Origin of the sequence: Pseudobutyrivibrio sp. UC1225 (assembly GCF_900115215.1) — a bacterium.
In the GTDB taxonomy this organism is placed as follows: Bacteria; Bacillota; Clostridia; order Lachnospirales; family Lachnospiraceae; genus Pseudobutyrivibrio.
The window spans coordinates 244,821-258,251 of the sequence record NZ_FOVQ01000004.1 but is presented as its reverse complement, the minus strand read 5'-3'; the positions used below and the strand labels follow the sequence as shown (position 1 = coordinate 258,251).

Sequence of the window (13,431 nt, the reverse complement as noted above, 5' to 3'; positions counted from 1 at the left end):
AAGAGGCTGGATTAATTATTTTGGGAAATTCAATCCATCAGCCATGAAATATACACTTCAATGTATAGAACGTAGGCTAGTAAAATGGGCAATGTGTAAATATAAGAACCTTCGTGGTCATAGAAGACGGGCAGAAAAATGGCTCACGTCTGTAAGAAAACGAGAGCCGAGATTGTTTGCACACTGGAGCAAAATGTATTCGTATTGTTAGATGATAAGAGCCGTATGAAGGGAGACCTTCACGTACGGTTCTGTGAGAAGTTTGAGGTGAAAATCCTCCTACTTACTCGACTGAGAGGTCGGGAGATTAATTAAATCTCCCTCCTACTCGATTTTACTCATATTCTGGAGTGATTGTCTGGATTGTGCCATCCTCGTTATACTTTAACTCACAGTACTTAACATTTCTTCTGTGGTTGATACCCTTTGAAATCTCGCAGTCATGATAGAAGAGATATGACTTGCCGTGATACTCTACGATAGAGTGGTGTGTTGTCCATCCAAGTACTGGCTCTAAGATTCTGCCCTGATATGTGAATGGACCGTATGGGTTATCTGCTACCGCATATACGATATAGTGTGTTGTTCCTGTTGAATAAGAGAAGTAGTACTTTCCATTGTGCTTGTGCATCCATGGATCTTCAAAGTATCTTCTGTCTTCATCGCCTGCAAGAAGCTCGTTGCCGTTCTCATCAAGGATTACTACATCTGAAGGAGCCTTTGCAAATTCGCTCATGTCATCCTTCATAGGAGCTACCTTTGGCCATACAGCATGCTCGTTCTTAGCTGGTTCTGTGCCGTTAGGATCAAACTTTCCTGTACGGTATTTCTCTAACTGGCCGCCCCAAAGTCCACCAAAGTAGATATAAACCTGTCCGTCATCATCGATGAAAGAGCATGGGTCAATACTAAAGCTACCTGGAATACATTCTGGTCTTGGCTCGAATGGTCCTGCTGGATTCTTGCTTTCTGCAATACCAAGTCTAAAGTTTCCTTCTTTGTCTCTGGCTGGGAAGATTAAGTGATATACTTCATCCTTTAATACACAGTCTGGAGCCCACATCTGGCTGCTTACCCAAGGAACATCGTCCTGATGTAAAACCATTCCATAGTCTGTGACTTCGTCACTGTCTTCACTCATTGAAAATACGTGATAATCTTCCATCTGATACTCATCACCATTGTCGTTATCCTCTCCGTTGTGAGGGATGTCATGTGAAGGATAGATAAAAATCTTGTCCTCGTAAACATGAGCTGATGGATCAGCTGTGAAAAGTTCAGTAATTAGGGGTTTGTTTTGTGTCTTCATTATACTCTCTTTGTCTCCTGTAAATTTTTTAGCCCTTAACGGCTCCAGCTGTAAGGCCATCTACAATCTGGTTAGAGAAAGCGCAATATACAATGATGGTTGGTATGATTGCGATGATGATGGCTGCAAACATCTGTGAATAGTTTGTATTATAAGGTCCAACGAATTTTGAAAGAGAAACAGGAAGTGTTTTCTTCATATCGTCAGATATAAATACCATTGCAAGTAAAAGTTCGTTCCAGTTTCCTACGAAAGTCATAAGACCTGTAACGAAAAGTCCTGTCTTTCCAAGTGGAAGACAAACCTTAAAGAAAATCTGATAAATCGATGCGCCATCGATGCAGGCACTTTCAATAAGCTCGTTTGGCATTCCCTCAAAGAAACCAACCATGATAAAGATTGTGATTGGTAGAGAGAAAGTCAAATATGGAAGAACAAGACCTGTAAGGCTGTTTGAAAGACCAACCTTTGCAAAGCGTGTGAAAAGTGGAATCAAAACGCAGTGTACAGGAATCATCATTCCAGTAAGGAAATAAACAAGTGCTAAATGTGAAAACTTCCAACGTAAACGTGCAATGCCAAAGGCTGCCATGGAACCAATAATCATGCTAAAAAGAAGTGTTACAACGCAGACAATAAATGAGTTAAGTGTTGCGATGCCAAGCTTTCCGGCAGTCCATGCAAAGGTGAAGTTTTCCATTGTAGGATTTTGTGGTAATGCGAATGGAGCGGTAAATATCTCCTTATTTGTTTTGAAGGCTACATTAAAAGTCCAAAGCAATGGAGCTAAATAAAGGACAGCCATGATTACCAAAAAGATGTAAATAATAATTTTCCAAACTGACAATTTTTTCATTTCTAAAACCTCCTACATCTCATATGGCTCGGTCTTTACAACCTTGTTTATAAACAGTGTTACAGCTAAGCAAAGCACAAGGAGTAAAACGCCGATTGCACTGGCATATCCATACTTGAAATACTTAAAGCCCTGCTGATAAAGGTGTGTTGCAAGAACCTCTGTCTTGTGGTTTGGACCACCTTCAGTCATGTTGAAAATCATGTCGAAGAATTTCAAAGAACCGATTGCGTTAAGTGACATTGCGGTTGCAACCATAGGACGGACGAGCGGGAGAGTGATATATCTAAAGCTCTTAGCCTTGCTGCAACCATCAATGTAACTTGCTTCATATAAAGACTTGCTGATTCCTGAAATTTGGGCCATGTAAAGCATCATAGACTGACCTACATACTGCCATAAAGCTACAAATGCGATTACCCACATTGGAAGGATGATGAAACCTTTTGTATCCATAAGCCAGAGTGGTCCTTCCATTCCAAGCTTCTGGAGAAGCTGGTTGATACCAAGCTTTGGACTGAAGATGAACATCCATAACAGACCAAGAGCTGCAGAAGAAAGAACACATGGTAAATAGATGATATTTTTGAAAAGGTTTCTTCCTTTATCTATATTTGTAAGAAGGGCTGCTAAGAACAGACCCATAATAAGCTGAGTTACACAAGAATAAATCAGAAAGAATACAGAATTCTTTAAGGCAATCTTCAATGTCTTATCGCCAAGTAATCCCTGATAATTTTTTAATCCAACCCATTTTGCTGGTGTCAAAGCGTTGTAATCACAGAATGAATAATATACAGATTGACAGATTGGAATAAACAGAATGAATGTAAACAGAATTAATGCTGGTGCCATGAAAATTACGATGGCTTTTTTATTTCTAAGTAATTTATCCATATCTTATTTTCCTTAATTTTCTTATTAATAGAGCCTAAAAAAGTTTAAAAGAATAGGGGCGCAGGGAAGTTGCGCCCCATATACAATAAAGGTATTGAAGAAAAAGAATGTTATCGGCAGTTTGCCTGGTAGAACTCTTCCATATCTGTAGCAGCTTCTGCTGGTGTCATATCACCAAGGAATACTGATACCATTGTGTCATCGAAGTGTGAACCTGTCTCTGTTGTAGGCATTGACTCGTTGTAGAATCCGAATGTACCCTTTGCGTTCTCAAAGATGTCCATTACGTATGCAAGCTGAGCAGGTGCTGCTGAAGCATCATATTCAACCTTTGTTACAGGAATCTTTCCACCAACTTCTGCTGTGTACTTCTGAGCTGTGTCGTCTGTGAAGTACTTCATGAATGCAGCGCAAGCCTCAGGAGACTTTGTTGATGAGCTCATGCAAAGTGAATCAGACTTAGCAATAAGTCTCTGTACACCAGGGAACTGGAATACACCACACTTAGACTCGAACTCTGGGTTCTCGCCGTTGATCTGTCCGATTGCCCATGAACCCTGAATAAGGATAGCAGCTTCTTCGTTGTAGAAGTTTGCTGTAGCAACATCGTTTGTGTCACCAGCTGCTGTTGGCTGGAAGTACTTAGAAAGGTCAAGAAGCTTTGTTGCAGCTGCCTCAAGCTTTCCATCCTCCCAAGAAGCAGAACCATCTGCAAGCTTAGAAAGGTCTACGCCTTCAGCTTCGCAAAGGTAACCAGCTACCATTGAAAGGCACCAAGCTGTACCAGCTGAAATTGTGATTGGTGTAAATCCTGCTGACTGAAGCTTGTCGCAAGCGTCAAGCATCTCATCCCAGTTTGTAGGAACTTCAACGCCAGCCTTTTCGAACATCTCTGTGTTATAGAAGCAGCAAGCTGCAGCTGTGTTAAGAGGTACAGCGTAAATCTTGCCGTCATATGTCTGCTGTGTGAATACTGCATCACTTGTAAATGTGTCTTTCCAACCATCTGCAAGATAGTCATCAAGTGGAGCAGCGATACCAGGTGCTACATAATCTGTAAGCTGTGGACCTGGGCTGACAATAAATACATCAGGTGTTTCCCCTGCAGCTACCAATGCATTTAACTTGTCATAGTACTCTTCGAGGTTTGTTGTAACAACGTTAACGTGATACTGACCCTCATAATCCTTGTTGAATCTTTCAACGTTCTCCTTGTATCCAAGAGAGATAAGATCCTGTGTGGCATCCAAATCATCCCAGAACATCCAAGTGATTTCCTGAACACCATCTGCTGAACCATCAGAGCTAGAAGCTGAATCAGATGATCCGCCTGATGCACCGCAACCTGTGAAAACAGAAGCGATCATCATTGCTGACATTAAAGTCGCAATTAATTTCTTTTTCATTACGTCTCCTCCTTCTTTTTGACAAATGTAAAGCCCCCTATTTGCTTTTGTGTCGCATTTGTCTGTTAACTGTTTTGGTACTTTCAATTTAACACACAATTTGAACACAATCTTCAAAAATGTTGTTGATTAGTTATCAAAAATTGCTCAAGTAAAGATAATTCTTGCTCAAAAATTGTACAATTTTACTAAAAAACATTCTTAGAAAATGATAAAATGAACAAATTAATGGATTTTGAGGAGCAATTATTTGAAAAAACTTGATTTTAGGGCAGATAAGCGCAAAAATTATAACGGAAATTAGTTATCAATTATTGCCTTGGCGGAAAAGGCGTTTTTTAAGGGAGAAGAATTATATGATAGAAAGCTTAGACGGCATCTTTGAGACCGTGAATTATAAGCAAAGTACGGGGCTGAAACTCTACGACAATACACAATATGAAGATTATCCTATGCACTGGCATCCAGCTATCGAGATTGTCATGCCAGTTGAGAATGGATATAAAATGGTTTTTTCTAATTCGGAGGTAGAGCTTAGAGAGGGAGATATCTGTATCGTTTGTCCAGGGTGTGTTCATTCTATTATTGCGCCGCCTACAGGACGCCGTATTATTTTCCAACCTAACACCACGACTCTTAGATTTATGAGAGAGGTGGAGATTTTATTCTCTATAATGTCACCCTACTGTGTTATCACCCCAGAGGAATATCCGGATATTCATGGCACAGTTAAGGAAATGCTTATTAACATTCGAGAGGAATATATGGAGAATAATCCATTCTCAGAGGTGAATATCTATAGTCAGCTTCTTAAGATGTTAGTACTAATAGGAAAGAACTATTCTAATAATAACGTAAAAGCGGATTATAATCCTATTGTAAAAGAAGAGTATGCTCCTAAGTTTATGGAGATTTGCGATTACATCAATGCTCACTGTGCAGAAGATCTTAAGCTTGATGATATTGCTGACATGAGCGGCTTCAGTAAATTCTATTTTGAGAGATTGTTCAAGCAGTTCACAGGCACTAGCTTTTATAAATATGTAAATCAAAAAAGAATTGCTAAGGCACAGGAGCTTTTAGTGGAGCCTGGTGTATCAGTAACGGATGTGGCTTTGAATTGTGGGTTCACATCGATTTCCTCTTTTATCCGTATGTTTAAAATACAAAAAGGCTGTACACCTACAGAATTTAAGAGTATGTATTGGTCTGATGTGAAAAAGGCATAAAAAATCCCTTCGGGGATTTTTTTTATTGGGGTGTTGACAGTGTGAATGTCATAGTGTACTATACACATAGTACACGAGTACAGAGGTACACATGGAGGAGTATACATATGCAATATGATTCGAAAACGCCTATTTATATGCAGGTTATCGATGCGATAAAGCTTGATATTATAAATGAGCGAATCAGGACAGGTGAAAAACTTCCTTCCAGCCGTGATCTTGCGGTACAGTACACTATCAATCCTAATACTGCAGCAAGAGTTTATCAGGAGCTTGAACGCGAGGGGGTTTGTTACACCAAAAGAGGAATGGGCACATTCGTGACTGAAGATGAATCAAAAATTAAAGAATGTCGTCATGAGATGGCTCAGGGTTGTCTTAATGATTTCCTTAAGAGTATTTCAGAACTTGGAATATCCAGGGAAGAGGCAATCGAAATGATTAAAACAACTAAATAGTGGAGGAAGGATTAAAAATGTTAGAGAGCTTTGAGGTTACAAAAAAATTTCTCGGCAAGACAGCGGTAGATGGGATTTCTATTAAGCTTGAGCCAGGACATATTTATGCAATGCTTGGCCCAAACGGAAGCGGTAAGACAACATGGATGAAAATGGCAGCAGGCCTTATTAAGCCAACATCTGGTGTGATTAAATATAATGACCAGCCAGTAGGGGTTAGTAGCAGAAATGATATCGCTTACATGTCCACTGAGCCATATTTCTATGACTGGATGACAGTTGGTGATGTTGGAAAATATTATGAGGATTTCTTCAAGGACTTTTCAATGGAGGCTTTTGATGAAATGCTTCAGGAGATGGATCTTGAAAAGAAGCTAAAGTGCAAGGAGCTTTCATCTGGTATGCTTGCCAAGCTAAAGGTAGCGGTTACCATGGCAAGAGACGCAAAGGTTTACATGCTTGATGAGCCACTTAACGGAATCGATCTTCTTGCCAGAGATGAGGTATTAAATGCAATCATCAGACATGCAGGAGAGGATAAGGTACTTTTGGTATCAAGTCATCTTGTAGAGGAGCTGGAGTCAGTTGTTGATTATGCAATCTTCATTAACAAGTCACATCTGGCAGGTGTTTATGAGGTAGAAGAATTGAGACAGAACCAGTGCATTTCTTTGGCAGATAAATACAGAGAAGTATATGGTGCTGCTGAAATGGGAGGTGCTTGCTAATGGGAGCATTAATTAAATACGAATTTAGAAAATCATGGAAGATGAAGGGACTTGTCCTTTGCTTCACAGCCTTCTTTGAACTACTTTTCCTTTTGGGAATCTGGAGATTGAATGAAGATTTGCTTGCAGCATCTTGCACTGGTCTAGTACTTACTACTATTTGTGGATTGTTCCTTATTGGAGTATACGGAATTCACATTCTTAGTAAGGACATCAATACAAAACAGAGCTACATGTTATTTATGACACCTAACAGCAGCTACAAAATTTTAGGTGCAAAGGTAATAGAAAACTGCGGCTCAGTACTTGTTTCGGGAGTATTTTTTATAGCCCTCTCTATTTTAGACATGATGCTTTTAGTTGTCAGATATGATGATGTGCAGGGTCTTATAGATTTGATGAGCGTAGCTATTACAGGTGATGTTGGAAATTTCAATTACCAGGGATTTGGAATGGCTTGCTTCGATGGAGTTATGGGTTGGGTATATCTTATCTGCCTTGGATATCTTGCAGTAGTTATCTGTGCAACATTATTAAAGGGAAACAGATTTAACGGATTACTCAGCTTTGTTGCATTTCTTGTTATTTCGCTGGTTGTTAATCACATTCACGATGCAATCTACGGAGACCTTTATATTTATTCAATGACAAGACTTATTTCAAATGTTGGTTTTTATGCTTTACTTACCTTGTTATTCTATTTGATCACAGCGTGGATCATGGATAATAAACTTTCAGTGTAACACTAGTTATGGAGGATGATATTTTTTATGGAAACAGTTAAGAAGATTTTTGGGAAAATTGGACGCTTCTTAAAGAAGCACGTTAAGCTTGTGATTGCCCTTGTGATTGTTTTGGGAATAGTCGGCTATGTACGCTATAGCATGGCAAAGGCACAGAAGCTTATGGAAGAGCAGGCAAATCAGCCTGTTACAGCCACAGTTGATCAGATGGATTTGACAAAATCTGTTAGTGTTACAGGAACACTTACCGCCACAGATACAGCAAAGGTTACATCTACAATCGGTGGCACAATGACTGGCATCAAGGTTAAGAAAATCAACTATGAGGTTGGTGATTATGTAGAGGCTGGTGCTGTTGTAGTTGAATTTGATGGCGATGATTTTGATAGAAAGATTTCAGAACTTAATGCTCAGTACAACATTGAAAATAAGGAGAGTGCTCAGGGTATTGAGGACCTTCAGAAGCAGATAACAGATGATCAGGAAAAGATTGTAGATTATCAGAAATGGCTTGATGATAAGAAGATGTACTATGACAATCTTAAGGATGCAAAAGAAGAGTATGATAAGTATCCAAATGATCCTGATACAGTACACAGATATCAGTCAGAAACAGAAATTTGTGTTCAAAAACATGGCTTTTCTGAAGCTGGAAAGACAGGTATCGATGCTTATGAAGCAAAGCAGGATGCTATAAAGGATTTACAGAAAGAGATAGATACACTTCAGACAAAGATCGAGCTTGCTCAGCTTAAGCAGGCATTTAACCAGAACTATACTCAGGTAGATGCAAAGGAAGATGTATACGAAAGCAAGGATGCTACACATGTTTCAGCTCCTATTTCTGGTTACATCCTTACTATGAATGTAACAGAGGGTAATAACTATGCTCAGGGAAATACCGTATTTACGATAGCAGATACAAGCGAGTTTGTTGTTGAGGCTACAGTTAATGAGTACAACATTGCAAACATCGAGGCAGGTCTTCCTGCAAAGGTAAAGTTCGAAGCTACAGAGGATGAGACTTTTGATGGCGAAGTTACCTTTGTTTCCCTTGCATCTGAGGGTGTGATTGGTGCAAATCAGCAGTCAACAGGCAGCAATGTTGCTTCTTATAAAGTAAAGATTAAGATGAAGGATAATGACAAGAGAATGCGTGTTGGTATGACAGCCAAGGCTAGCGTTATTATCGATTCAGCAAAGAATGCTCTTTGTGTTCCATACGATTGCATCCAAAAGAAGGATGACGGTAGCTTCTTCGTAAATGTTGTAGAGGATGACGGAAAGAAGAAAGAAATCAAGGTTACAAAGGGTCTTGAGAGTGATTACTATGTAGAGGTTAAGGGTGAAGGTCTTAAGAAGGGCATGACTGTAGAAGCAGTTGTAGCTGATGGACCAAGTACAGATATTATGGATTACATGTATTTCGATTAGGAGGTTATTATGGCAGAAAATACTATGCTTGACCTTCGCAATATTCATAAAAGCTTTTTTATTGGGACCCCTAACGAATTTGAGGTACTTCATGGACTGAATTTTACAGTTAAAGAGGGAGAGTTTGTCTCCATTGTTGGGCAGTCTGGTTCAGGTAAATCTACACTGATGAACATCATCGGTGCTTTAGACAGACCTACATCAGGGGAATACTCTCTTGATGGAATAGATATTGAGAAGGCTAAGGATCACGAGCTTTCAGCACTTAGAAATAAAAAAATAGGATTCGTTTTTCAGACCTACAATCTTATTGCAAGAACAAGTGCTTTGAAAAATGTAGAGCTTCCTATGATGTATGCAGGAATGGGAAGAGCAGAACGAACAGAACGCGCAAAGATGCTTCTGGAACAGGTAGAGATGACAGACAGAATGATGCATAAACCTGATGAGCTATCAGGTGGACAGAAGCAGCGTGTGGCAATAGCCAGAGCTATGGCCAATGACCCAGCTATCATTCTTGCTGATGAGCCTACAGGAGCTCTTGATTCTGCTACAGGTCGTTTGATTATGGATATCTTCCATAAGCTTCATGAGGAGCAGGGCAAGACAATCGTTCTCATCACTCACTCTCCAGAGCTTTCACGTGAGACAGAGCGTATTATTACTCTTAAAGATGGCAGCATCATAGGAGAGTCAGCTGGAAGCTGGACTGGATTAAAAGAAAAGGAGGGCGAATAATGTTATTTACAGAGAACGTCCTCGTAGCATTATCAGGACTTAAAGCAAATATAATGCGTTCCTTGCTTACTATGCTTGGAATTATTATCGGTATCGCATCCGTAATTGCGATAATGACTGTTGGTAACTCCATTACCCTTATTGTCAATTCCACCATGCAGGGCCTTGGTGCAAACAATATTCAGGTAGCTATCATGCAGAAGACTGATGATGAAGGCGAAGAATCAGGAATGAATTATGGTGGCTATGCCAGAGATTTAACTGATGAGGACCTTATCACCAAGGATATGCTTAAGGCTCTTACAGACGAGTATAAAGATGATATCAAGTATGTCATGCTTACAGAGCAGGTAGGAGATTATTATTCTACAAGTAAGGTTAGCCAAAATGGTAAGGATGCCAAGGTTCAGATTGTAGGTTATAACAAGGACTACATGGAATTCAATGATAAGGAAGTACTTGGTGGACGAAGCTTTATCACTCAGGATTATAAAGAAGGAAAAGCAGTCTGCATGGTTTCAGACAAGCTGGTTGAACGTCTTTACAAGGGCGATAACGATGCAGTCATTGGCACAGAGATTGAGGTAGTCAGTGATGACGGCACATTCAATGATTTTTATGTTGTAGGCGTATATAAATACGTAGCAGAATCACTTTCATTTGGTGAGTCTGACAATCCTAAGACAGAGGTACTTGTTCCTCTTAATACTGCTAGAAAGATTAATCACACAGCAAACAAGGGCTTCGAGTATTTTATGCTTGTTACATCTGTGAACACAGATAATAACACATTTGTTACAAAAGTTAGAGATTTCTTTAATGTAAATTTCTATTCTAGAAATGATGCCTTTGAGATTGCAGCAGTAAGTATGGATTCTATGATGGATTCATTAAATACTATGATTAGCATGATTAAGCTTGCTCTTTCTGTAATCGCCGGAATTTCCCTTGTGGTTGGTGGTATCGGTGTTATGAATATTATGCTGGTATCTATCACAGAACGTACAAAGGAAATCGGTACAAGAAAAGCTCTTGGTGCTACCAACGCATCAATCCGTCTCCAGTTCATTACTGAGTCAGTGGTTATTTGTGTAATTGGTGGTATCATTGGAATCGTCCTTGGCGTAGGTCTTGGTATATTGGCTGTTAAGCTTATGGGATATGACGCAGTGGTATCTGTTTCAAGCGTTGTCATTGCAGTTGGATTCTCAATGGCTATAGGTATTTTCTTCGGATACTATCCAGCTAATAAGGCAGCTAAGCTTAATCCTATCGATGCTTTGAGATACGAATAGCCCTAAAGTATTGATTATGTGTTAAATATTATTGAATATAATGTGAAAAATTAAGGATAAGCCCCTTTCTGTGCTAAAATCCAATTGTGGGATATTACACAGAAAGGGGTTATTATGCAAATTTCTATAGGAACATCTTTAAAATCAGACATTGAAGCAGCTGTAGCAGAAGTATGTTCTAAGGCTGGTTCACCTAAATTATTAGTATTATTAGCTTCTTTCGATCAATTTGAGAAAGCGGCAAAAATTATTTCGGATAGGTATCCTAATGTTCCATTGATTGGTTCAGGAACAATTTCATATTATGATACATCATCTGACAAGAGAATGATGCTTTTGTCTTTTGGAAGTGATGTGGATGCAGAAGTTGGAGTAATCCGCAATCTTTCAACTGCACCGATGTTTGATGTTCCTGCAATGGAAGAGAAGGTTTCGAAAATCCAAGCTGGTGATAGTAATACGATTTGCCTTGAATTCTGTACGAATGACGAGGAACGTCTTGTAACTACATTGAACGTAGCCTTAGAGCGAGCTCGTATTCCTATCGTAGGCGGAACTGTATTTGGATATCCTGCAGGATATACTCCAAAGGTATTAGTAAATGGACAGCTTTACGCTGATGCGTGCTGCTATGCTCTTATAAAGAATAAGTCTGGAAAGATTAGAACTTATTCCGAAAATATATATGGTCCAATGGATTGTCCTGTTACACATATTGCTACAAAGGTTAATCTTGGTGTTAAGGAATTGGTTTCTTTGGATGGCCGTCCAGCAGCAGATGTTTATTGTCAGGATGCAAATGTTAGCCGCGGTGAAATTGTAGATAACGTATTAACGAATCCGTTGGGACGAGTTATTGGTGATCAGATATTCATTACCAGCCCATATGAAGTTGGTGCAAATGGTTCGTTAATCATCTATAAGAAGATTAATGAAAATGATGCCATTCAGGTTTTGGAGCTGAAGGATTATGATTCGATTGGCTCAGAAACACGTCGAAAGATTAGAGATGAAAACAGTCGAATTTCACTCATCTTTTCGGTAAATTGTATTTATCGTCATCTATTATATTCAAATAAGGGCTATCTTGACACCTTTATAGGAGAAATGAAATCTGTTGGCCCACATGTAGGTGTTGTTGGTGGTGGAGAGCAGTACAAAAAGCAGCATGTAAACCAGACTATGGTTTGCGCAGTGTTTGAATAAATGCTTTGTATTTCGAATAGACGGAGGTGCAAGATGGGATTATTCGGAAGAAAAAAAGAAGTAGAACAGCCAGTAGTTGATAACGCTGAAGGTGCCGACAAGAAGGTCGATATGAGAAGCCGCATGAAGGCAATTCGCGAGGTTGGTAGATTTTCAATTGAGCAAAAGGAAAAGTTGCAGCAGGAAGAGGCAAATACAATTGCTGGTATTGATACAATCGGTGAGTCATTTTCAGTTGTTGAGGAAAAGTACACCAATATCTCTGATTCAGTAAATGGCTTCAAGGCGCAGTTCCAGACAATCGAAGAGATTACAAATGCTTTTGATGATATTGTAAAGAAGCTTGTTGTGACAGCAGATGATTCACATAATGGAATGGAAAAGGTTGATCAGAGTACTGGAGATGTATCAGCTACCATCGCAGAGGTGGAGGAAGTGTTTGCAGCATTCCAGAAGAGCTTTGATGATATTCGTGAGAAGGTAGAGCAGATTGGTGGCTTTGCAAAGCAGACAAATCTTCTTGCTCTTAATGCATCAATTGAAGCAGCCCGTGCTGGTGAGGCAGGACGAGGCTTTGCCGTTGTTGCTGACGAGGTAACAAATCTTTCAACCGAGATTCAAAGTGTTGTTACATCTGTATTTGATAGTATGAAGGAGCTTGATGAAAACAATAACCGTCTAGTAGAGTCGGTAGGCCATACAAAGGAAGCTATCGAGACATCACACCAGAGAGTTGTTGAGACGCAGGAGGTTGTTGGAAATATCAAGACTGTAGCTGATGAGGTTACAGAGCAGAGTGAGCAGATGGGTGAGGTATTCCAGAATTGTGAGACTTCAATCAATTCAATCTCTGATAACATTGACGATTCAAGAAGATACTTTGATACAGTTACAAACGATATCTCAGATATCAAGACCTTGATTACCCAGAAGGGATTTATGTTCGAGGATATGAACCATGTTCTCGAGCAGATTGCACCGCTTACTGATTTATAAAATATCCTTCTTGAAAAGTTGAAAGGGACTATGCACTGTGCATAGTCCTTTTCTTGTGTTAAAATAGCAGCTAGCTAAAAATAATTAGTTATATAAAACGTGAAAAAAATAAGAAGTTAGGCTAGTGAATAAGCAT

14 protein-coding genes are annotated in these 13,431 nt (G+C 39.4%); 10 read left to right on the top strand and 4 right to left on the bottom strand.

What is annotated here, in order from left to right:
* A partial coding sequence (locus tag BMZ41_RS07720) for a group II intron maturase-specific domain-containing protein (RefSeq protein WP_304442051.1) occupies positions 1 to 211 on the top strand: 211 nt, incomplete at its 5' end.
* A 123-nt stretch (positions 212 to 334) separates the two neighbouring features.
* Here the strand turns inward: BMZ41_RS07720 and BMZ41_RS07715 are convergent.
* The 4 genes from BMZ41_RS07715 to BMZ41_RS07700 all read right to left on the bottom strand — a co-directional run bounded on the left by BMZ41_RS07715 (position 335) and on the right by BMZ41_RS07700 (position 4,468).
* The gene (locus BMZ41_RS07715) at positions 335 to 1,309 is read right to left on the bottom strand and encodes a glycoside hydrolase family 43 protein (RefSeq protein ID WP_090168299.1); all 975 of its coding nucleotides are present in this window, start codon (positions 1,307 to 1,309) and stop codon (positions 335 to 337) included.
* Positions 1,310 to 1,337: 28 nt separating this feature from the next.
* Positions 1,338 to 2,165, bottom strand: a complete 828-nt coding sequence (locus BMZ41_RS07710) for a carbohydrate ABC transporter permease (protein WP_090168296.1) — start codon at positions 2,163 to 2,165, stop codon at positions 1,338 to 1,340.
* 12 nt (positions 2,166 to 2,177) lie between these two features.
* Positions 2,178 to 3,062: a carbohydrate ABC transporter permease gene (locus tag BMZ41_RS07705; RefSeq protein WP_090168294.1), complete on the bottom strand. Its 885-nt coding sequence runs from the start codon at positions 3,060 to 3,062 to the stop codon at positions 2,178 to 2,180.
* A 110-nt stretch (positions 3,063 to 3,172) separates the two neighbouring features.
* Entirely contained in the window at positions 3,173 to 4,468 is a 1,296-nt protein-coding gene (locus tag BMZ41_RS07700) for an ABC transporter substrate-binding protein (RefSeq protein ID WP_090168289.1), read from the bottom strand.
* A gap of 356 nt (positions 4,469 to 4,824) precedes the next feature.
* Here BMZ41_RS07700 and BMZ41_RS07695 point away from each other — a divergent pair, with 356 nt between their 5' ends.
* From BMZ41_RS07695 to BMZ41_RS07655, 9 genes are all read left to right on the top strand, one after another.
* Positions 4,825 to 5,697 carry a helix-turn-helix domain-containing protein gene (locus BMZ41_RS07695; RefSeq protein ID WP_090168285.1) on the top strand — a complete coding sequence of 291 codons (873 nt, stop codon included), beginning with the start codon at positions 4,825 to 4,827 and terminating at the stop codon, positions 5,695 to 5,697.
* A 107-nt stretch (positions 5,698 to 5,804) separates the two neighbouring features.
* Positions 5,805 to 6,155 (top strand): GntR family transcriptional regulator, encoded by a 351-nt coding sequence (locus BMZ41_RS07690; protein WP_090168282.1) that lies wholly within the window; start codon positions 5,805 to 5,807, stop codon positions 6,153 to 6,155.
* Positions 6,156 to 6,172: 17 nt separating this feature from the next.
* Positions 6,173 to 6,883: an ABC transporter ATP-binding protein gene (locus tag BMZ41_RS07685; protein ID WP_090528356.1), complete on the top strand. Its 711-nt coding sequence runs from the start codon at positions 6,173 to 6,175 to the stop codon at positions 6,881 to 6,883.
* Positions 6,883 to 7,626 carry a hypothetical protein gene (locus BMZ41_RS07680; RefSeq protein ID WP_090168275.1) on the top strand — a complete coding sequence of 248 codons (744 nt, stop codon included), beginning with the start codon at positions 6,883 to 6,885 and terminating at the stop codon, positions 7,624 to 7,626. Before BMZ41_RS07685 ends, BMZ41_RS07680 begins: the two co-directional genes overlap by 1 nt.
* A 27-nt stretch (positions 7,627 to 7,653) precedes the next feature.
* Positions 7,654 to 9,060 (top strand): efflux RND transporter periplasmic adaptor subunit, encoded by a 1,407-nt coding sequence (locus tag BMZ41_RS07675; RefSeq protein ID WP_177184177.1) that lies wholly within the window; start codon positions 7,654 to 7,656, stop codon positions 9,058 to 9,060.
* 9 nt (positions 9,061 to 9,069) lie between these two features.
* Positions 9,070 to 9,798: an ABC transporter ATP-binding protein gene (locus tag BMZ41_RS07670; protein WP_090168271.1), complete on the top strand. Its 729-nt coding sequence runs from the start codon at positions 9,070 to 9,072 to the stop codon at positions 9,796 to 9,798.
* Complete coding sequence (locus BMZ41_RS07665) at positions 9,798 to 11,093, top strand: ABC transporter permease (protein ID WP_090168270.1); 1,296 nt, start codon at positions 9,798 to 9,800, stop codon at positions 11,091 to 11,093. Before BMZ41_RS07670 ends, BMZ41_RS07665 begins: the two co-directional genes overlap by 1 nt.
* A gap of 114 nt (positions 11,094 to 11,207) precedes the next feature.
* Positions 11,208 to 12,299: an FIST C-terminal domain-containing protein gene (locus BMZ41_RS07660; protein ID WP_090528350.1), complete on the top strand. Its 1,092-nt coding sequence runs from the start codon at positions 11,208 to 11,210 to the stop codon at positions 12,297 to 12,299.
* A 33-nt stretch (positions 12,300 to 12,332) separates the two neighbouring features.
* Positions 12,333 to 13,295 (top strand): methyl-accepting chemotaxis protein, encoded by a 963-nt coding sequence (locus tag BMZ41_RS07655; RefSeq protein WP_176754501.1) that lies wholly within the window; start codon positions 12,333 to 12,335, stop codon positions 13,293 to 13,295.
* The last annotated feature ends 136 nt before the right edge of the window (positions 13,296 to 13,431 follow it).

Excerpts from the sequence above, each read along its gene's own strand:
- BMZ41_RS07680 (WP_090168275.1), top strand. The coding sequence starts at position 6,883 with ATGGGAGCATTAATTAAATACGAATTTAGAAAATCATGGAAGATGAAG.
- BMZ41_RS07655 (WP_176754501.1), top strand. The coding sequence starts at position 12,333 with ATGGGATTATTCGGAAGAAAAAAAGAAGTAGAACAGCCAGTAGTTGAT.
- BMZ41_RS07700 (WP_090168289.1), bottom strand. The coding sequence starts at position 4,468 with ATGAAAAAGAAATTAATTGCGACTTTAATGTCAGCAATGATGATCGCT.
- BMZ41_RS07710 (WP_090168296.1), bottom strand. The coding sequence starts at position 2,165 with ATGAAAAAATTGTCAGTTTGGAAAATTATTATTTACATCTTTTTGGTA.
- BMZ41_RS07670 (WP_090168271.1), top strand. The coding sequence starts at position 9,070 with ATGGCAGAAAATACTATGCTTGACCTTCGCAATATTCATAAAAGCTTT.
- BMZ41_RS07685 (WP_090528356.1), top strand. The coding sequence starts at position 6,173 with ATGTTAGAGAGCTTTGAGGTTACAAAAAAATTTCTCGGCAAGACAGCG.
- BMZ41_RS07675 (WP_177184177.1), top strand. The coding sequence starts at position 7,654 with ATGGAAACAGTTAAGAAGATTTTTGGGAAAATTGGACGCTTCTTAAAG.
- BMZ41_RS07705 (WP_090168294.1), bottom strand. The coding sequence starts at position 3,062 with ATGGATAAATTACTTAGAAATAAAAAAGCCATCGTAATTTTCATGGCA.
- BMZ41_RS07660 (WP_090528350.1), top strand. The coding sequence starts at position 11,208 with ATGCAAATTTCTATAGGAACATCTTTAAAATCAGACATTGAAGCAGCT.
- BMZ41_RS07695 (WP_090168285.1), top strand. The coding sequence starts at position 4,825 with ATGATAGAAAGCTTAGACGGCATCTTTGAGACCGTGAATTATAAGCAA.
- BMZ41_RS07715 (WP_090168299.1), bottom strand. The coding sequence starts at position 1,309 with ATGAAGACACAAAACAAACCCCTAATTACTGAACTTTTCACAGCTGAT.
- BMZ41_RS07690 (WP_090168282.1), top strand. The coding sequence starts at position 5,805 with ATGCAATATGATTCGAAAACGCCTATTTATATGCAGGTTATCGATGCG.
- BMZ41_RS07665 (WP_090168270.1), top strand. The coding sequence starts at position 9,798 with ATGTTATTTACAGAGAACGTCCTCGTAGCATTATCAGGACTTAAAGCA.